General features: G+C 37.6%; 11 protein-coding genes. 9 read left to right on the top strand and 2 right to left on the bottom strand.

Translation table 11 applies throughout. The features are described from left to right. Nucleotides 1-38 precede the first annotated feature (38 nt). Nucleotides 39-1,379: a phosphoglucosamine mutase gene (gene glmM / locus NST85_RS24955; RefSeq protein WP_341190689.1), complete on the top strand. Its 1,341-nt coding sequence runs from the start codon at nucleotides 39-41 to the stop codon at nucleotides 1,377-1,379. 619 nt (nucleotides 1,380-1,998) lie between these two features. Next, nucleotides 1,999-3,831: a glutamine--fructose-6-phosphate transaminase (isomerizing) gene (glmS, locus tag NST85_RS24950; RefSeq protein ID WP_341190688.1), complete on the top strand. Its 1,833-nt coding sequence runs from the start codon at nucleotides 1,999-2,001 to the stop codon at nucleotides 3,829-3,831. Nucleotides 3,832-4,166: 335 nt separating this feature from the next. On the opposite strand, the gene NST85_RS24945 is transcribed toward glmS, so the two are convergent. Next, nucleotides 4,167-4,787 carry a hypothetical protein gene (locus tag NST85_RS24945; RefSeq protein WP_341190687.1) on the bottom strand — a complete coding sequence of 207 codons (621 nt, stop codon included), beginning with the start codon at nucleotides 4,785-4,787 and terminating at the stop codon, nucleotides 4,167-4,169. Between the two features lie 371 nt (nucleotides 4,788-5,158). Here NST85_RS24945 and NST85_RS24940 point away from each other — a divergent pair, with 371 nt between their 5' ends. The 7 genes from NST85_RS24940 to NST85_RS24910 all read left to right on the top strand — a co-directional run bounded on the left by NST85_RS24940 (nucleotide 5,159) and on the right by NST85_RS24910 (nucleotide 14,455). Further along, nucleotides 5,159-5,998: a TnsA endonuclease N-terminal domain-containing protein gene (locus NST85_RS24940; protein ID WP_341190686.1), complete on the top strand. Its 840-nt coding sequence runs from the start codon at nucleotides 5,159-5,161 to the stop codon at nucleotides 5,996-5,998. Between the two features lie 19 nt (nucleotides 5,999-6,017). Next, a complete protein-coding gene (locus tag NST85_RS24935; protein WP_341190685.1) occupies nucleotides 6,018-8,198 on the top strand; it encodes a Mu transposase C-terminal domain-containing protein in 2,181 nt (726 codons plus the stop codon). Then, nucleotides 8,182-9,912, top strand: a complete 1,731-nt coding sequence (locus NST85_RS24930; RefSeq protein WP_341190684.1) for an ATP-binding protein — start codon at nucleotides 8,182-8,184, stop codon at nucleotides 9,910-9,912. The genes NST85_RS24935 and NST85_RS24930 overlap by 17 nt, the downstream gene beginning before the upstream one ends. Before the next feature lie 11 nt (nucleotides 9,913-9,923). Beyond that, complete coding sequence (locus tag NST85_RS24925) at nucleotides 9,924-11,729, top strand: TnsD family Tn7-like transposition protein (RefSeq protein WP_341190683.1); 1,806 nt, start codon at nucleotides 9,924-9,926, stop codon at nucleotides 11,727-11,729. Between the two features lie 47 nt (nucleotides 11,730-11,776). Further along, the gene (locus NST85_RS24920) at nucleotides 11,777-13,060 is read left to right on the top strand and encodes a TnsD family Tn7-like transposition protein (RefSeq protein WP_445671166.1); all 1,284 of its coding nucleotides are present in this window, start codon (nucleotides 11,777-11,779) and stop codon (nucleotides 13,058-13,060) included. A 354-nt stretch (nucleotides 13,061-13,414) separates the two neighbouring features. Continuing rightward, a complete protein-coding gene (locus tag NST85_RS24915) occupies nucleotides 13,415-13,549 on the top strand; it encodes a hypothetical protein (protein ID WP_341190682.1) in 135 nt (44 codons plus the stop codon). Nucleotides 13,550-13,669: 120 nt separating this feature from the next. Beyond that, the gene (locus NST85_RS24910) at nucleotides 13,670-14,455 is read left to right on the top strand and encodes a hypothetical protein (RefSeq protein ID WP_341190681.1); all 786 of its coding nucleotides are present in this window, start codon (nucleotides 13,670-13,672) and stop codon (nucleotides 14,453-14,455) included. Between the two features lie 604 nt (nucleotides 14,456-15,059). On the opposite strand, the gene NST85_RS24905 is transcribed toward NST85_RS24910, so the two are convergent. Continuing rightward, entirely contained in the window at nucleotides 15,060-21,410 is a 6,351-nt protein-coding gene (locus NST85_RS24905; protein ID WP_341190680.1) for a hypothetical protein, read from the bottom strand. Between the last annotated feature and the right edge of the window lie 20 nt (nucleotides 21,411-21,430).

Below are 21,430 nucleotides of genomic sequence, written 5' to 3'. Positions count from 1 at the left end.
ACAGCTTTGCGTAAAATTGAAGGAGTGAAAGTAAAATCATGGGGAAATATTTTGGAACAGATGGAGTTCGGGGAATCGCTAATAAAGAATTAACTGCAGAATTAGCCTATAAAATTGGCCGTTGTGGTGGGTATGTACTCACAGGTCAAGCATCAAAGCCTAAAGTGATTATAGGAATGGATACACGAATTTCTGGAGTAATGTTGGAGTCAGCGCTTGTCGCTGGTCTATTATCTATTGGTGCGGATGTAATCCGTATTGGTGTTGTCACGACTCCTGCTGTAGCCTATTTAACACGCCTCTTAAACGCAGATGCTGGTGTTATGATCTCAGCTTCACACAATCCGGTTGAGGATAATGGTATTAAATTTTTCGGTAGTGATGGCTTTAAGTTGTCCGATGAGACTGAATTAGAGATAGAAGAACTGCTAGATAAGGATATAGATGAGCTTCCTCGACCGATTGGGGGAGATCTAGGTAATGTAACCGTAGATAATGAATTGAAATATAAGTATTTGGAACACTTAAAAACGACGATTACTTCTTCGTTCGAAGGGATTAAGGTGGTTCTTGACTGCGCAAACGGAGCAGCATTCGAGCTGGCTCCACAATTGTTCCGTGAATTAGGAGCGGATGTTCATACCATTGGTGCGGATCCAAACGGTCTAAATATTAATGATCACTGTGGTTCCACACATCCGGAACTTTTGAAAGAGGAAGTCATTCGTTTGGATGCTGATCTCGGACTTGCATTTGATGGAGATGCGGATCGCTTGATTGCCATTGATGAGAACGGAGAAGAAGTAGATGGAGATTACCTCCTGTGTATTTGCGGAGATGCAATGAACCGGGCTGGTAAGCTCAAGGACAGTACTGTCGTATCTACAGTAATGAGTAACTTTGGATTCTATAAAGCGACCAAGAAGCTGAATCTAAACACAGCACAGACGGCTGTAGGTGACCGTTATGTTATGGCTGAGATGATTCGGGGGGGATATAACCTGGGCGGGGAGCAATCCGGACATGTAATCTTTCTAGATTACAATACAACAGGTGATGGTATCCTGACAGGTATTCAGCTTGTGGATACTCTACAAGTAGAGAGTAAGAAATTAAGTGAGTTGAAGAAAGTGATGAAGCAATATCCACAGGTATTGGTGAACGTACGTGTGCAGGATAAGAGTAAGTTTGAAGGAAATTCAGCGATTGAGGAAGCGGTAAAGGCGGTAGAAACAACATTAGGTGATAATGGGCGGGTATTAGTACGGGCCTCAGGAACGGAGTCGTTGATTCGCGTTATGGCTGAAGGTCCGGATAAGCTTGAACTAGAGCAACTGGTTTCGCAAATTGTGATGGTTGTGGAGAAAGAATTGGTATAATAAATTACTTATATAATGGATTTATACAATACGCCGCTGAGATGGGATACTCCTGTTTTCAGCGGCTTTGTTATTGTGCCCTATAAGCTTGGGTAAGATGATCATTGCCAAATCCCTAGTTGATGCATATAATTAAACATATTCAAATACAGAGAGCGAGGATCGTGAGGTTACAGCACAATAAGCGCCAGAGCTTCATTTCGCGCGGGGGAGATTGTCCGTAGGTAGGAGAACAAATTGTTTCTCGCTTTACCCATACGGATTTATCCACGGCAAATGCAAGCTGACGAGGTGGAGGTGTTCGAATGTTCGGCGGGGGCCTCCCGGTAACGCATCTAAGCCGTAACCGACAAAGACAAAAGGAATGGGCGACTATTCCCACAAACTTTTCGGAGAGATGCTTGAGAAGAATACGAAAATTCATGAATGTACGAAAGATACGCGGAAGAACCGCGGTGCGCGGAGGGAAATGCACATTCATGAAAATAGCCATGTAAGTTTTTGAATTATTTTCATATAAATTAAATATTTCTGTCTCGGAGCACCGTATATAGGTCTTCCGCTTCTTTCATCTTATGACTATAAAATCTAAGAGAATTGAAACGGAGGATATATAAATATGTGTGGTATTGTTGGATATATCGGAAAAAGAGACACGCAGACGGTATTGATCGAAGGGCTTAAGAAATTGGAGTATCGTGGTTACGATTCTGCAGGGGTCGCTGTGTATACACAGGAGGGTCTGCAGATATCGAAGTCGCTGGGTCGCCTAGCTAATCTCGAATCGAAACTAGAGGGAGCTCCTTTACAAGGTAACGCGGGCATTGGCCACACTCGATGGGCTACGCACGGTAAACCGTCTGATGTAAATTCACATCCACATACCGATCACACCCAGAAGTTCTCGGTTGTGCATAATGGTATTATCGAGAATTATTTGGATCTGAAAGAAGAATTGATAGGCCAAGGTTATGTGTTCGTATCGGAGACGGACACGGAAGTGATTTCCCACTTGGTCGCTCGTGAATATGATGGTGATATTGTAAAAGCAGTTCAGAAGGCAATAAGCTACATGCGTGGTGCTTTTGCACTCGGTGTATTGACCGAATATGAACCAAACAAGTTGGTCGCTGTTCGTCAGGCAAGCCCGCTCATTATCGGAATTGGTGAAGGTGAGAACTTTATCGCTTCAGATATTCCGGCAATATTGAACTATACGCGTAATGTGTATATTCTGAATGACGGTGAAATCGCGGTACTGACAAAAGATGCTGTCGAATTAATGACCATAGAAGGGAATTTTATTTCTCGGGAAATGATTTCTGTCGATTGGGATGCGGTTACCGCGGAAAAGGGCGGTTTCGACCATTTCATGTTGAAGGAGATTCATGAGCAGCCCAAGGCATACCGTGACACGATGAGAGGACGAATTGACGAGGCTGGACAGAGTGTTGTGTTCCCTGGGTTGAATTTAACTGAGGAGAAAATCCGCAGTTTAAATAACGTTCATATCGTAGCTTGTGGTACGGCATATCATGCTGGATTAGTTGGCGGTACGGTTATCGAGCAACTCGTACGTATTCCTGTCGCGAACGACGTCGCTTCAGAATACAGATATAGTTCGCCGCTAGTTACGCCTGAGACGCTTGTGATCGTCGTTAGCCAGTCAGGAGAGACCGCTGACACCTTGGCTGCGCTACGTGAAGCGAAGAGCAAGGGAGCGCATGTGCTCGCGATTACAAATGTAGTTGGAAGTTCCATCGCCCGTGATGCGGATGATGTCATAGCCACATTGGCGGGACCTGAGATCGCGGTTGCGTCGACAAAGGCATATACATCCCAACTCATTGCATTCTATCTGTTCGGCTTGTATTTAGCCCAAGTTCGTGGGACTAAGAATAGCGACGAGGTAGCTCATGTGATTGCTGCTCTGCAGTCATTACCAGAACAGGTAGAGAGCATGCTCGCTAATGTAGACGCGATTAAAGCATACGCTGAAGAAATTGCGAGTCATCAGAATTTGTTCTTCATTGGGCGTGGTATGGATTATGCCGTAGTTCAAGAGGGATCGCTGAAGCTCAAAGAGATCTCCTACATTCACTCGGAGGCTTATGCAGCTGGTGAGTTGAAGCATGGTACGCTAGCACTTATCGAAGAAGGGATCCCTGTCATCGCTCTGGCGACTCAGGAGGCTGTTCTAGAGAAGACCGTAAGCAATATCAAGGAAGTGAAAGCCCGCGGCGCTGCTGTCATGGCTATCACCCATGAGGAGCATGTAGCGGACTTGCTTAGATCCGTTGACCAGGCTCTGTCCATTCCGAAGACTTTGCCACTGCTGACACCGGCACTATCCGTTGTACCGCTGCAATTACTGGCTTACTATACTTCGCTTGCCCGTGGCAATGATGTCGACAAGCCAAGAAATTTGGCGAAGAGTGTGACGGTGGAGTAGGGGAGTAAGTACAGTACAAATAACTGTCTGGTGACATTAAAGTTAGTGTCTAGACATTAATGTAAGTGCTTGGACAATAAACTTAGTGTATTTACAAAATAGTTGGTCCTAGAAGTTGGATAGATCAAGTGAATATCAATATGAAAAGTCCCGATGATGCCTGAGCTCATCGGGACTTTTCATGATTTGTTGAGCAATAACTCCCTAATCTCATTCTAGTTGAAGCCAAATTTTCATTTCTTATCTTATCTGCATACTCTGCGATCGCAGGGCTTATTGAAGTCATGATTAGGCATTTTATTTTCCTTCATTATTGGTTGATGGAATTTATCTAGTCATCCAAAATATGAGTTCGCCACATTGTTTCTCGATAAGATTACTCTCAACAAGTCAAATTGAAACTGGCGCAGTTTTTCGTTCGCGTCTCGAAACTCTTCAATCATTTCCTGAAGAGTTCTACCGTGCTTATCTTTAGAGATAATTGTATTGAGAGATTTAACTTGACTTGCCAATGGTTCACGATCCGTGTACACCTCAAGCTTTGACTTAATATCTTTTAATACACTCCCGGGTACAATTCCCCAGCATATTATCAATAAATGAATTGCATTATAAAGTTGTTTGGCTGCAGGGCGCCAAGTTACTATCATATTACCATTTGAGCTACTATTACCTGCTCCATGATTGTCAATACCTAATGGATCAAAGAGAGGCAGTTTTGAATGATTTAGAAGTTCTAGAAAGCTATTTGCAGCATGGGTCCCGCATAAAAATGTCTCTGAATTACCTCCTTCATTTAGCTTTCGATAAGAAAAACAATAATAACTATCAGTTAGTTTATCACCTGTACAACTCTTGCGTATTTGTCCGTTAAGCAAACGTATATGAGCTATAGGTTTTATTTCGTACTCATATATCAGTCTTTTCCTGACTTCTAATGACCTGCATAATATCATTGCGATCTCTCCTTCCGAACTTCATCAGATATGCGTTAATTATATTGAAAATGTTAAAAAGAGAAGGTAGAAAAGTCGTTATTTGATTACAAGTTCTTCCTCCCTTCAGGTTTATGTCACTTGTGCTTTTCGCTTTTGTATATATTATCGGAAAACAGACAATAAAGAAGATATATAACATTTAAGTTCACTAACATTTTAATAGAATCATTGCTGGAGCAATGCTTGTAAATATTGGTAATAAAGAGTATAATTTTGCTAGAAATTTAAAGAAATATTTGATGGCTTCGCCTTTTAAGGCGGAGCCATCAGTTGTATATAGGTATCTAATATATTAATTAATATATAACTTTGTTCTTGGAGGTATGAGAATGTCAAAGCGTGGCTCTCGAATGGAACAACTTCAGAAGAATTATATTAAAAAGGGCAGGGGGGTCGGAAGTGGAGCAGACTACCAACCATTTATACAAGCCCATGATAATAAGATCGCTTCAGAAGGCTGGATTACCCGTCATAAGGGCTGGAAGACTGGAAGGACACATCATACGCTCTCGGAACATGAACGCAAATATTTGTATTACTGTGAGTGGCTTGACGGAATCGTGGATATTAGAGAGCAATGGCCCCTATTACCAATAGAAAGAACGATTGAAATTGCAAATAAGCTGGGAATTGAACATGCGAATCTTGATGGTACCCCTGTAGTTATGACGACTGATTTTAGGCTTACATTATCCTCTCCAAAGTGTAAATTCGATGTCATTCGAACAATTAAGCCTATAAGTAAATTGGATTGCAGAACCTTAGAGTTATTTGAAATTGAGCGTGTGTATTTTGGGGAGGAAGGAATTGACTGGTGTATCATCACTGAAGATAAGATTCCAGATATACTTGTCAAAAATGTTGAATGGATGGCGGGTGCTAAATACTTAGAGACTAGGCGAGGGGTTAATTCAGAGTTAGTGTCTCTAGTTTCGGAGCCACTGTTACAACTATTTATTAATGATGCTGTAGAAACCTCGGTAATGAATATATGCCTTAGTGCGGACAGGAATTTTGGCTTAGAAGCGGGTACCTCAATGTTTATCCTTCAACACAATCTAGCAAATAAGAGATGGGGGGCAGAGATTGACAAGAAAATAATAAAAGAAGGAGAGCCGTTGGTCATATCGGAACTAAGAAGTTCAAGATATTCTAGTCAATTTGCATAATGTAAGGAGTGTGAAATTGGTGGAAGTAGTCGTTAATTCTGTGATTGAAAGATTATCTGAAGAATATGAAATAGAAGATCTCTTGCGAGTTCTTTGGATTGATGCGGAATTGGAAGATGTAGTTGTGATGAGTATCAAAGATTATAAACTAAAAAGAATGCCTTTTTGTATGAAATATGTTACTTTAGCAGACGAATTTCGCACGGGTAAAACTAGAATCATCGAGTTTGATGAGGACATACAACTTCTATCACCTGATGAAGATTACTTGGAGAAGTATAAAGAGAATCGAGATCGTCGTTGGGAACTTATTAAAAAAATCGCTCAATGTGAACCTGAAATATATATACCCGAGACTAGAGGTATGTTGATAAAAGAAACGCATTTGGATACAGGCAAATCCCAAAAAGTAATACGGGACTATCTGTTGAAGTATTGGTTTCATGGAAAATCCAAAAATGCCTTATTGGATAATTACATATCCTGTGGGGCTGCGGGAAAGAAGCGAAATTACACTCAAAAACCTGGCCCTTATACGACGAATAGATATATTGTATCTGAGACTGATATCGAGATTTTCAAGTCTGCCATCCGAATATTTCACATTCGACAAGGAATGAATATTTCAACGACACATGAAAGACTCTGCGAAACTTTCTATAAACGCGGTTACTACAGGAAATATGGTGTACGAGTGCCGATAGTTGATCTTGACCGGTCACCCAGCTTACGGCAGTTTCGATATTGGTACACAAACAGTACATCAGAATTTGGACGTGAGATAAATAAACGAGGTAAACGGAGAGCAACGATGAAGGTCAGGCCATTAACCGGAAATGCCTCGGAGAGAGCATTCTGTGTTGGTGCCGTTTATGAGGTGGATGCGACGAGGTCTGATATCATACTGGTTTCCTTTGACCGTAAGACTATATTAGGAAAGCCAACCCTGTATGTGGTAATAGATGTATTTAGTAGGCTTGTCGTTGGTTATCATGTCAGTTTAGCTTCGGAGTCTTGGTTCGAAGCTATGGTGGCTGTAGAGCATGCTGCTGCTAATAAGGTCGAAAGTTGTGCACGTTACGGTCTCCACATCAAAGAAGAAGATTGGCCATGTCATGCGTTACCGCAAAGTTTAATTGGAGACAGAGGCGAATTAAAGGCTCAAATGTCGGAAAGGTTTGTGAATTTGAATGTGGACGTTCTAAATGCACCATCTTATCGTGGGGATTTGAAACCATACGTCGAGTCCCATTTTCATATTAATAATGAGACAATCCGGCAATTGTTAGCAGGGTCTACAGAAGCGAAACAAATTGTTAGAGGAGACTATGACCCTGCTCGTGAATCTACATGGACGATTGAGGAATTCAACCAATTCTTGATCGTTTATTTCATCACCTATAACAAAAGTGCCTTAAGCAAAGATTATGTTCCTAACAAAGATATGTTTGTCGATCAGATAGAATTGACTCCTCTGAAAGTATGGAATTGGGATAAGGGGAGAAGATTGCTGCATGAAAAAACAAGAGATGAACTTCGTCATAATCTGTTACCTCGAGGAATCGGTAAGGTCACCCGTTTCGGAATAGAGTTTAAAAACCTATATTTCACTTCTCAATTGGGGCTTGATGAAGGCTGGTTTGAAGGAAACGGCGTCGGGATAGACGGGAAACGTGAAGTGGAAATAAGTTATGATCCGAGAAACTGCAGCAGTGTTTTCATAAAGCGTGCCAAAAAGCTTATTCCATGTTTACTTACTGGTAGATCAAAGGAGTTTGAAGGACTCCATTTTGATGAGATTGATCAAATATTTAAATATCGAGATGACCAAATTAAAGAGCAAGAGAGGAATGAAAAACAATACAAGGCAGAGCTTCATGCATTTACAGGCGAACTTCAAAAATCTGTAATTAAGATGACGAGAGAAGCCACACAAGAAACTAGCTTTTATTCTAGGAAGCAAAACATGCGCGAAACACGCATAAAAGACAGTAAAATTTGGGGAGCAATGACGGCAATGACCTATGTAGATGATACAAAGTCTGCTGATTTGGCTTCTACGCCCTCAAACGCACAGGTTATCTTGTTTCCAAATAAAGAAGAAGAAAGTCCTACTTTGACAGAAGAAAATGTAGATATCCAATCTATTTTTTCTAGAAAAAGTAAAGAGCGGAGGAGAAGCGATGAGCGAAATCAATAAAGGTGGTTTTTCGGGATATAATGGTCTCCATGTTGCGGCTCAATATAAAGAACAAATCAATCCCAAAAATCGTGAGAATCCCTTTATTGAGGCCTTACCGGATCGAATCGATATTGATTCTTTTATTGATATACTTAGCTCGGAACCACCGAAAGATACAAGATTTAAACAGTTGCCTGTTGAGGACAGGTTAGAACTTGTTCAGCAGATTAAGCCTGATTTTTGGCTTCCCTTTCCAGCGCACTACGATAAGTATAGGAATTTGTATTCAATGATAAAGTTAGGGTACCAATCACGTAATCCACTTCAAGCAATCTATAACCGTCAATTTGCAGTTGGGCTTGATAATATTTTTAAAGCGGGTTTGGACGGCGAGGGAAGAAATCTGGCTGGTAACGTTCATACAGCGCAAAGCTTAGTGGAGATCGCTATTAATGGCTTTGGAAAATCGCAAGTATATGAACGGATGCTAAATCAGTTGTTTCCAAAGGTTATTCATCATAATAAATATCACGATAGGATATTAACGACCACTCAACTGGTATGGTTAAAAGTAGAATGTCCGTATAACAAGTCAGTAGGTACTTTTATTAAAAGTTTTTATGCGGAGGTCGATAAGGCGCTCGGTACAGCTTTTTATGAAAAATGGGGAGAGAAACCGGGGACCATCGACAAACATGTGATGCGAATGATTCAAGTTGCGACTCAAGTTAATTTGGGGGTTCTGGTCATCGACGAGATTCAAAAAATACAGTCGGCGTACTCAGGTGGTAAAGAGAACATGATCGATTATATTACTCAACTCGTTAATACCTTAGGTATACCGACGATCTTGATAGGTTCATTTAAGGCGTTATATCTGTTTAAGGACTCGTTGGCTAATACTCGAAGAGGTATACCAAATGGGTTTTCAGAGAATATATCGGGGCACATGGTTGAAGAAAGTTGGGAGTGGGAGTATTTTATCGAGAATCTGTGGGAACAGCAATACACTCTAACATATACAGAGCTCACGCCTGCTCTTAGCAAGGCGATGTACTTCTATTCAATGGGCATACCAGACTTTGCAGTAAAATTGTTTATGCACGTACAATCAAAGACGATAGTACAGGGAGGTTACGAGAAAACTACAGTAAGTCTTATCCGAGAGGTTGCTGAAATCAGCTTAGGCTTGGTTCGGCCTATATTCGAAAAAATTCGTTCAGGAGACTATTCCGTTTATAAGGATTTAGACGAGATAAAACCCGATTGGGCACCTCTAAACGGATATCTTAGGGAAGTATCGCACCGATTAAATGTTCAAGGTAGTGTTGCCGAAGAGCATGCACGGGTCCTTCAAAGAAAAAAAGATGACGAAGTTTTAATGCAATTAAATAGTTTTGCAATGCAATTCGACCGGCCATCCACAATAGTGACATCTGTTGTTGAGCAAGTCTATGCAGCCGGCAAAGGAATGAGTGATCTCTCTCTGATGTATGCTCAAATTGCTAAAATGCTCTTAGAGAAGGAAAAGAATGACTCGAAAGGGGACAGTTTTGATCAACGACAATCTCCCAAAAGAATTAAGAAAGCAAAAGTTGAACTATCGCTTTCAGCAGATGATATTCGCTACGTTGTGGACGAAGGCCACAAGCAGGGATTAACCACAGAAGAGGCACTTGAGAAAAAGAGCTATATCCGAGATTTAAATGAATTACTTAATTTAACTTCCTAAAGGAGGGATGCGTGATACGCTTACTCACTTTTCCAGAGCCATTGCCGGATGAAGACTTCAGGAGTCTTGTTTTTCGATATCATATTCGTTCTGGCAATAGTGAAATCATGCAAAGTAAACATGATTTATTTGGTGTTCATTCCTACAAACACACCTTCTTCCCTAAACATTTACAAGTGTTGCTCAATAGATTACCTGTGGGGCATTCCTTTACGTTAGAACAAATATTATACGATTACACCTGGTATGGGTTGTATCGAGCATTCTTTACAGAAGAGCGGCATAACGTAATGCTTAATGCGATTATGGATAGTTCAGCCGATCACAGGAATCCTAAAGGGCAGCCAGCAACCACTTCTAATACAATAATATCGGGAGAAATAAAGTATTGTACTCTATGTGCCATTAGCGATTACAAGCAGTATGGTGAGATATATTTGCACCAAAGGCATCAAATATCTTTTTTGAAATTTTGTCCTATCCACAACGTCCGATTAATTGCGAAATGTCCTGATTGTGATGTCCCATACGGATCCAATGAGAATGGTCAATTGTTGCGGCAACCGTGTTGCAAAAATGGACATACCTTGTCTGCCGAACTTATCAATATTAACCAGAAGGAAAAACAACTTCAGATCGAACTATTAGAAGAATTGCTATATGTTCGTTATCATCATGAAGATTTGACCGCATCTAAGTTCAAAGTTAAGTTCTTTGAACAGTTATTCAAACAAGGCTATATAACTGTTTCAGGAACTTTTCAAAGAAAAAGGTTATTTGCAGATTATGAGAATTGGCATTCGACTCAGTATAATGAAATTTTTGATGGGGCTACTTTAACTAGTTCGTATTTTAGAAACTCCTTTTTAAAACCAGAGTGTATGCCTCAATTTATAGGTTTTTATTTATTGTTTGCTAAGTTTTTGAAGGGCTCATTAAGAGAACTATTGTTAAATCAGAATCCATATGTAATACCCATCCCACTTGGGCACGGACCTTGGCCCTGTCAGAATCCAAAATGCAACAAAAGAGATCAGCCAAACATAGGAAAATGCACAAGAAAAATAAACGACCGAACAAATTTATTCTCAATTCGATATAATTGCCCTGAATGTGGGTACGAAAGTTTAATTCAGGGGAACTACTCTGAATTAAGTAATTTGCTCACTGGTCGCGACTATGCATCAAGAGGATTTTTAATGCATAATGAAGTAACAATTGCCTATAAGCAACTTGCGGCTGGTGTCGATATCACAAATTCTAAATGTATATATAGGACTAGAATGACGGAATTGCTAGCTAATCATTTATTTCGTAATCGTACAGAAATTAGACTAAAAGCTGAAATACTCTATAAATGGTTTATGGATAATGATAAAGAATGGTTAGAAGAAAGGATACCAAAAAAAATTCCTAGTGATATGGTGAAGCTTGATTTCAGTGATCTGGATAGGCATTTGCAACTAAAGATCCGTAATGCGGTATCTCATATAGATCCTGAATACAAACGTCCTATTAAAATTTATACAATTTTAAAAATGTTAGAGCCGTCAGACGCTAATCGGTTTCGTCATTATCATGAGCGACTGCCATTATCGAGGAAGGAAATAAATAAATATGTTGAAAGTTCTAAGGATTTTTTAATTCGAAGTATTCCAAGGAATTATGCGAAAATTTTAAAAACGGGTTGTATTTCGGTGACTGTTAAAGAGTTTAAATATAAAGCATCGGTCTCTTATCATTTACGTGGAGATGAGGAAGTAGATAATCATATACGTAATTTTCTTCAAAAGAAAGGTGCACTAATTGATAGATGAATATAGTCTATCAAAAAAGAGAAGAATTATTAAAGAGGTGAATTCCTTTGATATTCTTCCCTACAATCTTTCCGGACGAATTGCTTTATAGCGTATTTGCTCGTTATCATCGTAATTCTGGAAATGAAGGCCGTAAGCAAACCATGAACGAACTTTTTGCAAACCCCTCTACATGTTCCTCCATATGGTTCCCTTCCCAATTAGAAGAGCTTACCCGCCAAATCCCCGGCCAAGTGTACACATCTGAAGAATTGATACAAAATCATACACTGATCCCCTACTTTACTCCATTTATTCCTCATGAGAGAGCAACAAGGCTAATGGAGTTGGTAAAAAGTAAAATAAGTTCATCAGCTAATATGATACTAGGACGCGCTGCGTTGTCAGTTAAACCAAAACAAAAACTACTGTATTGTTCCGAGTGTGTACAAGAAGATAGAACAAAGTATGGGGAGGCATATTGGCATCGTTGTCACCAATTAGAAGGTGTATATGTTTGCACGGAACATGGATCCTTTCTCATACAGTCGAGAATTTCTCATCAAGTTCAAGGGAACCGTTATCAGTTCTTTACCCTAGAAAACGTATTAGTTGATACCGATGAGAAATGTTCTATTATAGATTACTCCTGCGAAAAGTATTATAAATACATAGCTGTCCAATCACTTTATTTACTAAATAAACAATTACCCTCAGTGGGTTTAAATAAAATACACACCTACTATGTCTCTAAGTTGCGTAGTGAGGGTTATGTATGCCGTGCTAGCAATCGAATTAAATGGGACAGATTGATCTCTGCGTTTAGGTTTCACTACGGTGATAGGTTGTTGACTGAATTAAATGGAATGGTAAGAGAAAGAGATAGCTGGTTACATAAATTATTGAGGAAGCCCAGGGTGTCGTGCCATCCACTGCGACATATTCTATTACTTGGTTTCTTAGGAGAAACTGTTGAGAGCATGATGGATGGTCTAGCAGAGGAAAAAACAATAAATTATGAACCTTTCGGGCATGGTCCTTGGCCATGTCTAAATAAAGCAGCAAACCATTACAGACAACCAGTGATCGTGTCCTGTAAGATTACCAGATGTTCGCGCTCAGGGAATCCTGTCGGTACATTCACTTGTGACTGCGGTTTCATATATTCACGCACAGGACCCGATAAGGCGGATACGGATCGATTTAAGATAGGAAGGATTAAGGCTTTTGGTAGCGTATGGAGGATGAGACATGCAGAATTGTCACTTCAGAAACTGTCCTTAAGAAGACAAGCTGAGTTGCTGGGATGTGATCCGCAAACAATTATTAATCAACAGAGGCGAATGATATAGAACTATTGTTTCAGTTGTTCTTTGTGAGTTAAGTAAGCGCCACGGCATTTAAGCTTTTTTTTTGTTTCGAATAATCAGAACCGGTATAAGCTTGATTAAAGACTAGCGTATAAGCGGAGCATATGCGAGGGCAGCGGGAAAGATCTAAGATTATTATGTTTAAAACAGTTTAATTACGTAAACAAAAACGCGATGGCTGTTAACGTCTTGTGTTTTTATTTTTTTGTCTGTTTGTGGCGAATAATGCGATTAATGGAAGGGGGATCTGTTTCACTGTCGAATATTTAAAGATATATAATGCTTATTTTTAAACCTCGGGAAGTGAGGGGATACCGTGTCAATATTCGGGACGATATGAAGTTAAGATCTGAAGCGAGTCTCATTGCTGGAATGCAAGTAATGAAGATACATTTGATGTTTAATCCGGAGTTTGGTCAGATCAGTAATAAAAACAGTGATGTGAATGATCCATTCCAGGCACTTGGCTAAATAGCCTTTTGTGAGATAGCTAGGTATAAATACGTATATGTCTTTTTGGATTTTCCTCATGTCGAATTATCCTAAGTATAAATGAACATCACTAAAATAATTATTAGGAAGGAAATATCCGTGAACCTAACTGAAATCTACAATGAATTTATTAATTTTGATGCAGCAAGTAAATTTTATATTACATTAATAACAGGATTAATCATTTTTTTGTATAGGACTTTTTTAAATATGTACTCTGAATCTGAGAAACAAACAAAAGATGACAAAAACAAGGCAGGTGAGGCTATAGCAAAGTTGGATGCATATCTATCAATTTATGTGAAGAGTAATAGAGAGAAAGTTGATCAAGATAAGCTAATTGAAAAAATGGGCGAAAGTTACCTGTATCTAAATTATAAGATTAGAAAGAAGATCCGCTTATATTATAATAATCGATCAGAAGCATGCATAATTACTTTAAGAAAAGTAATCGCTGAAACTATTGATGCCTACGGGACACCAAATGAAGAAAAATTAATGATTGAGCAAATTATGAGTTATGTTGGCAAGTTAATTAAACCAATCGCACCAATAATAACAATACTCGTTATGTTGATCATTGCAATATTCCACTATTCTCAATTTATAACTCTTCAAAGTACTTGGGATAAAATCGTATTAACTCTTAATTTTTTAGCTATTATTTTTCCAATTATGATAGTAATGGGAATATTGAGCCATCTTATTGAGAATTTCAAGGATTTTCATAATCCAGGTTTTAGTTTCTGGATAATTATTATAGGAGCTATAATATGCCCAATAATTATGATAACGATAAACAATAATTATTTATATATTTCAGCATTCATTCAATTTTTTCTTTTTGTATTTTTATTAATCAGAAAATCACCAACTAATGAGTAAAATATTCTAAATGAATACTTCAAAAGTTGATCGTTTATTAAGGAACCTACTACATACTATTTCCCACGAAAACATACTGAATAATCTCTGGTTACTATACCCGCAACCTGTACACCAAATAGGTAGTATAGAGGATCTATAGACCCTGAGATCGATTTGATTTGTACAGTCAGTTGGCTTGGGACAACGGTTCCTACAGTGTCCACCACAAACGTGTACAATCAGTTGGGTGAAGATGTGTTTATTAAACACGGAAAAGTAGAATCGTCATTATTGCCGATATATATAGCAATAATGACGATTCTTCAGCAAGAACGACCTAAAGAGATATCGGAAGGTTACAGATATCCGATTAAAGTATACTCTTATGCAAATACATACTGAACAACGCAGAAGAGAATTTTATCAGGAACGTCTTAGGAAACTTTCGATGTAGTTGGTAACAAGATGTGGTTATAAAAAAAGAGTATTCCATGCCGTTCTAGTGAAAGATTGAGAAAGGAAAAGCGACGGGGAGTCTGGCTAATCGTTGAACAGAACAAAATTAGCCAGATATCTATATCTTTTCCCGCTTTTATTGTTAAAAATAATAATTTATGTGTCTTTAATCAACTAAGTCGTCCGAGTGTGAATCTAATACATGTGACTCAATATTACCGTTCGACCTTATTACCAATATTCCCTTTTCTTTGGCTGTCTTACTTGGCGTTCCGTAAAATTGATAAGTTTGATCCTCAAAAGTTACATGATATTCAAAAACAAGGGCCTTGTTAATTTTCTTAAGAAACTCCATACACAATTCGAAATCAACTTCTGCAATACTTCCATACGTACCTTGTTTAGTATACCCTCCTTCTTCGCTTGGTTCACTCCAATTTTTTATGCGAATAGGAAGTTTAAAATTTTTGGCTGGAAGCGAAAATAAAGCGGTATTAAAGTGTTTTTGACCCACAAAGTTTATAATATCGTCAGCAAAGATGAAGATATTTGTATTCAAATCTTTTACAAAGGGATCATGTTGATCAAGTCGGTCACTACTAAATGAATCAATATCAACATGCATAGGCTTAATTGTAATATCCGCTTTTTTTCGAAACATATACTCTTCAGGATCTTGTTCATAGAAATCTTCAAAAAATGCATGCGTTTTTTTTAGTTCAGTAATTAACCTTTCGATATTTTTTTCATCTATTAAAGCACTTTTTATATTGATGCTCTGGCTACTCTGGTCAAAAGATGAGTGATAGTTTAGATAGGAAGAGATATAATCTTCATTTTTGATTAATGATTGAATTAAACCCTGTGGAATCATATACTCTTGTTCATTATCAGTTTTTTTGTATTTTTTGAACTCCCATAAGAATGGAATTAAAGGTATATGATCTCGATATTCATTTGTCCAGTATCCTTGAAATCCAGGGAGATAAGAGTCAAGCCACTGGTGATATCCATAATAAGTGTCTTCAGTATAAGGTAATGTACACCTATACTGATCAGCAACATAAAACATTGCATGCCATTCAGCATATTTCTCTAATGTTTCAATTTCAGGTAAGCTACCATGACTGTTATAGGTATTGCGATTTTTATATCTGTTGTACCGAATGAAGTCATCTCGCCACTTTCGAGCGTTGTTATTGTTAATATTGAATTGATGAATATAACTATCACAATCTTTGGCTACTTCCTCTTGAGTGAGGATAAATATATTAGCCAAGTCATTATACCAATAGGGTAGTGTATCCATATAATCAAAACGAAAACGAAACTGCTGTTTCGATGATAAGCTTGCTCTAGCATACATCGCTTTCTTTTTTGTTGTACCGCACTTCATTTCATCACAAGCTAGAAGTACTTGTATATCCTCAGGATAAATTTCCTCTGCAATTTTAAGACAAATTTGTTTTGCTAGACGTCTTTGTAACGCATGAATAATTTGTTTTGAACATGCAATTTCTTTGAAGAAGCTATAGAAATTTCTACCCTTTTGGGGTTCTTCTAGAAAAATCCGATGGCATACGAGTAAAAAAAAGAGTTTTGCTGAATCATGAAAAAAGAAATTCTTTCTATCGATATATTTTCTATCAAAGGGTGACTTATACAAGGTCATTAAGTCATCCATAATACTTGAGTAACCACATGAATAAATATTTTGTATGATGTGAGTCGCTGTTAACCGTAACTTCTTATCAGGATGTCCCAGCATCCGCCATAATAATTTACTGTTTGGCAACAAATCTTCATCAATATTTGAGAAGGCCTCAGAAAATGAGTGGTCTCCGGACATAGGATGAATGTTTGGAACTTCTGTAGATATACACCACTTTAAAGTATCAACTGCCATATCAGTAGGGAGTAGGGGGGATATTCTTTTTAATACCTCAATTATACTCTCATTTGAAACACTATTTTCTTTTACTAGATATTCTACAAAAAAGGATATTATATTTTCTGATCGACAAGTAAAGATGCGCATCAAATTATCATAATAGCCAGGGTAATGCAATATTTTATACATATTATCAACAAAGATCTTCTTCTGGAGATTAGTATTATTCCGCCAAGAGTCCACTTCTGGCCAGACACTCCACTTGTTTAGATATTCTATAAATATATTTTGAATCTCCGAGCCATAAATTAAATAAGAGATCTTAAACGACGATTCTAATAGTATATTTGCATTAGAAACAAAAGATTCTGGTGTAGAGTTAGCAAGCCAGGCATCCACAAAATTCACCTGGTTATTACCATCTAATTTTTCTAAATAATCGATCAATTGCTTTGAGTTAAATATAGCACTCGTATCCATAATGAATTGGTTGTCTTGCGTAACCAGTTTGTTCTCTCCAGTTATCTTCCATTGTTTTTTACTATCATGATCCGTTATGGAATCAATAAATTCATGTAATGATACGATTTTAGAACTATTATTGATGTTTGAAAGTTGCTGGGTATTAATATAAGTTATAATTTCTTTTGCTAAGGTCTCCTTATAAGTTAATGGTACATTATACAATGTGTTATGGATTAAGATTTCTAATCCATTTTGTTGAATTGTCACAGGTGCTTCTGAAAACTTGAGTAATAAATGTTTTGCTAATTCAATGTAGTTTGAGGGCTGCTCCGGTAATAAAATGGTTGCTAAAGATGCTATTATATCTGGTTGGTAAATACCTAGTCTTAATAGTTCTTTTAATACATAAAAGGCGCTCTCAGGCAAAGAAAAATGATCAAAATCATCACGATCATCCAATCGGCACATTACCGAGAAAATATTCATAGGACATAATTTTGTCGCGGTTTCGAATACAACTTTATATGGGAAATTCTTTGAGTCCCACAGTTTCCGATAAAAATCCTCTGCTAAACGTATAAATTCATGAGATAGCTCAACGTCATTCAAATATCCTCTATTGGTAGTAGTATCAGATAAAATATTAAAAAGCTCAAGCTTTCTGTAAGATTCGTAGTCCAGTCCTTTAGCGGCGTGTAGTGCTTTTTCAAAGTAAATACGACCAACATTAATCTGAATCCTTTGCCCAATTTGAGCACATTGAATGTATACCTCTGATGCCTCCGCAGCTGAGGTTGGATGCTCGATAAGCTCTTCTGACAGAGATTTAAGAATTTCTAAGGTAAATTGTTGCGAACGACTATCATATGCACATAAATCAGACAAAGCTAACTTTGTTTCTCGATATATTTTAGTTGCTGTTAAAATTTCGGATAGGCAATTATGAATACTTTGACAATCTAAGCTGGTAGTATTTAAAATCCCATCAGTTAGAGCTAATAAGCAAAGGCGAATACTACCTGTTTTTTTATTGTCCATATCACTCCAAAACAAGCGATCTAATCTTCCTAAGCAGTTGTTATATAACGATTTTGTCTCTTCACAGCTATCCCCTTTAATTGCCATAATACGGTATTTGTAGGCGGGAAGGAGAAGATCGTATACCTTTTTAATATCTTTAACGCGGTCTGCAATTTCTCTTTGTTTGAAGTTCTTTTTTAGTCTATCATAATCAACAAAATCATCTTGATTAAGTGGCTCACCTTTCAAGGTTTTTGTTAACACATATAATCGGATATTGACATCCAGTTGTTGTTCATCTTCGCCATGAATATAAGGTAAATACGATACACGAAAGTTAGTATGATATTTTGAAAGTATATTGTTAATCAGTTTGTTATTGGCTTGGCTAAACAAATACTCAAGAAACAATATCAAATGAGTTTGATCAAACTGTTTTGAGTTTATAACTCGTACCCGATTGAATAGGCGTTTGAGATACTTTATTAAGTCGATTGGTGGTGCCTTTTTGCATTTTATATGAGCCGCGATTATTGAAAGCTTACAGTGAGAGGGCCAATCTATTTTCAAAATATTAGTTATTGATTTCAGTTCATCTCGGTTAATTAATCGTTCTAGGACTCTAAACATTATGGCCGCTTGAAATTTTTTGCTGGTCCAAGCAGTGACCCAGTGTTTTATGTCAGTTTCACTTTTAAGACGTAAAATCGATTCAGAAATATTTACTATATCTTCTTCGCTTGGGCCATCTAAAGGGGGCTTGTCCGCCTCTTGCTTACTATAATAATAATTGAGAGCACCTCGATAGCTATCCAAGTAAGATAGAGCTTTTGATTTTGTGTTTGGGTCCATTGAAAAGGCAAATACTGCTTTTCCTAAACTCCCAAAGTCGTTCCTTTCAGTTGTGAATACCTGTAAGAGAGTATCGTTATCACAATATAAAGATGCTTGCTCAGGGTACTTTTCAATTATTTTTATAATGGCTTCGTCATTTTTAGAGAAATCAATACTTCTGTATATTAACTGGAAAGTTTCCAATCTATATTGTTCGCTTTTCAGCATAGGAAGACTTAATGTGCTTTTAATGCGTGAAACCATAATTCTACTTGCTTCTGTTACATCAATAATGGATTCATCTATGGATTCGTTTAAAGTAATGTTTAATAATTTTGATGCATCGTTCAGTAAGTTTAGAAAATTATGCACATGTTTTGCACAGTACGCATCAAGGTATCGATTTTGATACAGATAATCTGCAATTGTATTTACTGCCCTAGAATTATCGCAGTATTTTTCTCGTAAGAATGTTTCAAAATCTTCATCTCTGAAAAAAATGTAGTCATTTTCAATATAAAGACCAAAAGAACAGTCAACACTTAAGCTTTGCAGCATATCTTGTGTGCAGCTTAGAATTTTCGTTGCAACTTTTATTGGTATAGGCCGCGGCAAATTGATCAGAACGCCAAAGATTAAAGAGGTCGTATCATTTCCTTCTCCATATCTGAGACGAAGTTCTTCAAGAATGTCCCTAAGTAAATCTTCAGTAGTTTTACCATTGGGAAGTAGCTTGTTGACTAATTGATGTGGTGTATCTTGCTTTGCCGATAATACATAGGATTGAACTCGTGGAATCCCCCTACTTAAGTGGTGAAATTCTGAATAGACCTCTTCGGCCAATTCGAGTGAATAGGTTTTAATATGTTCTGTACTCTCTTGTAAATTAAATGCCGGAACTTCAAAAAATGCTGAATTGTAAGGGAGGTTAAAATAATGTGAATGTTCGGTTCGAGAAGTTAGTAGTATTTTTCCCCCTTCTGGTAGTGACTGCTGTAATAACTTGTGAACAAAGGAGGACTTATTATTATTTTCGGCCGCAAATACACTATTATCCGCTGCATCAATTATTAACAAAACAATGGCATCCTCTGCGTATGATTTTACATATTTAGAGGCTTGTGCCATTCGTATAGATAATTCATGCCAGATTTCAGATTCCTTTAATCTACGTTCTAACAAGAAATCTGTTTTACATTCAATGGCTAAACTATTGCAAATTTGAAGAATAGCCGTGTCGTATTCATATCTTGAATCAGCAGGCTGCAAGTAGGTTCCCCCACCATAGCAATCATAAAATACTACTGCAGAACCATCTGGAAGGTAACTTTGTAGATTATTGACAAGAGTAGTTTTTCCGATACCAGCAGTAGCATGAACAAATATTGATTTATTGTTTTGCTGCATTATAGTGTCTATTAGTTCATGAACGCATTCTCGTTCAACATATTTCTTTTTCGGAATATTTGTAGGAGCAGGGAAAAATCGAGTATAATTCCCACCAAATAGAGAACATACAAAGTCTTTTGTCATAGGTACTTGTGCATTTCGTCCAGGCATCATTCGTTCCCGTATGGTCATTATTATTTCATTATATTTATTTTGCAGACTATCAATGCCCCAATGCCCTAATTGTTGAATGATCTTAGCTTTCAGAATACTTCTGGTGTCTGCTCCGCAATCCTCAAAGTCAACAGCTTTAATAAAGCCCAAAAATGTTAGTGATTTGAGTTTTGATTCTTCATAAATTTTTTTAACTTCTGTTTTGGATGCCTCAGAGAGAATGTTTAATAGGCTGTTTGTAGTTTTTAATTTTTTGGCAATTAATATTTGTTTTGCTTCTCTGATCCCTTTTTTTAAACTTTCGGAAATTGGTCGATTGCTGACCAGCTTTAAAGTTAGCTTATCTTTTGAATAAGCATACTTTTCGGTATATTCTTTATATGTATCAGCGAGTCGACGGATAATTGAGTTATCCTTTTTTTTGTTCTCCGAGTGACATAAAGTCGAAGTAGTCCACGCGGTATTACCCATATAAGTACTATATTTTAATTGTGAGAAGATAATGTGATTTGCACTTGTTAGAGTCTCACCTCCATAATACTCTGCTAAATCGATAGAAAATAATTTGCTTTCATCAAGATCGGCAACAATAGAATCTTGCCATGCGGGCCCCTCTACGGTTACTGAAGCAAGATTAGAATTTGGTCTAAGCATATCTAACATTTTTTGTGCTGCCCAGAGAAGATGAAAGTCATCACCAGCATTAGAAGGCAGTGCTCCTGCATTTGTATTAATACTATCCATTTTTTTGTATCACATCCGTT

The sequence above is a fragment of the Paenibacillus sp. FSL K6-2524 genome (genome assembly GCF_038005525.1).
Classification (GTDB): domain Bacteria; phylum Bacillota; class Bacilli; order Paenibacillales; family Paenibacillaceae; genus Fontibacillus; species Fontibacillus anaericanus.
This window is presented reverse-complemented; position numbering and strand designations above follow the sequence as displayed.

Excerpts from the sequence above, each read along its gene's own strand:
- NST85_RS24915 (WP_341190682.1), top strand. The coding sequence starts at position 13,415 with ATGAAGTTAAGATCTGAAGCGAGTCTCATTGCTGGAATGCAAGTAATG.
- glmS (WP_341190688.1), top strand. The coding sequence starts at position 1,999 with ATGTGTGGTATTGTTGGATATATCGGAAAAAGAGACACGCAGACGGTA.
- NST85_RS24930 (WP_341190684.1), top strand. The coding sequence starts at position 8,182 with ATGAGCGAAATCAATAAAGGTGGTTTTTCGGGATATAATGGTCTCCAT.
- glmM (WP_341190689.1), top strand. The coding sequence starts at position 39 with ATGGGGAAATATTTTGGAACAGATGGAGTTCGGGGAATCGCTAATAAA.
- NST85_RS24905 (WP_341190680.1), bottom strand. The coding sequence starts at position 21,410 with ATGGATAGTATTAATACAAATGCAGGAGCACTGCCTTCTAATGCTGGT.
- NST85_RS24940 (WP_341190686.1), top strand. The coding sequence starts at position 5,159 with ATGTCAAAGCGTGGCTCTCGAATGGAACAACTTCAGAAGAATTATATT.
- NST85_RS24945 (WP_341190687.1), bottom strand. The coding sequence starts at position 4,787 with ATGATATTATGCAGGTCATTAGAAGTCAGGAAAAGACTGATATATGAG.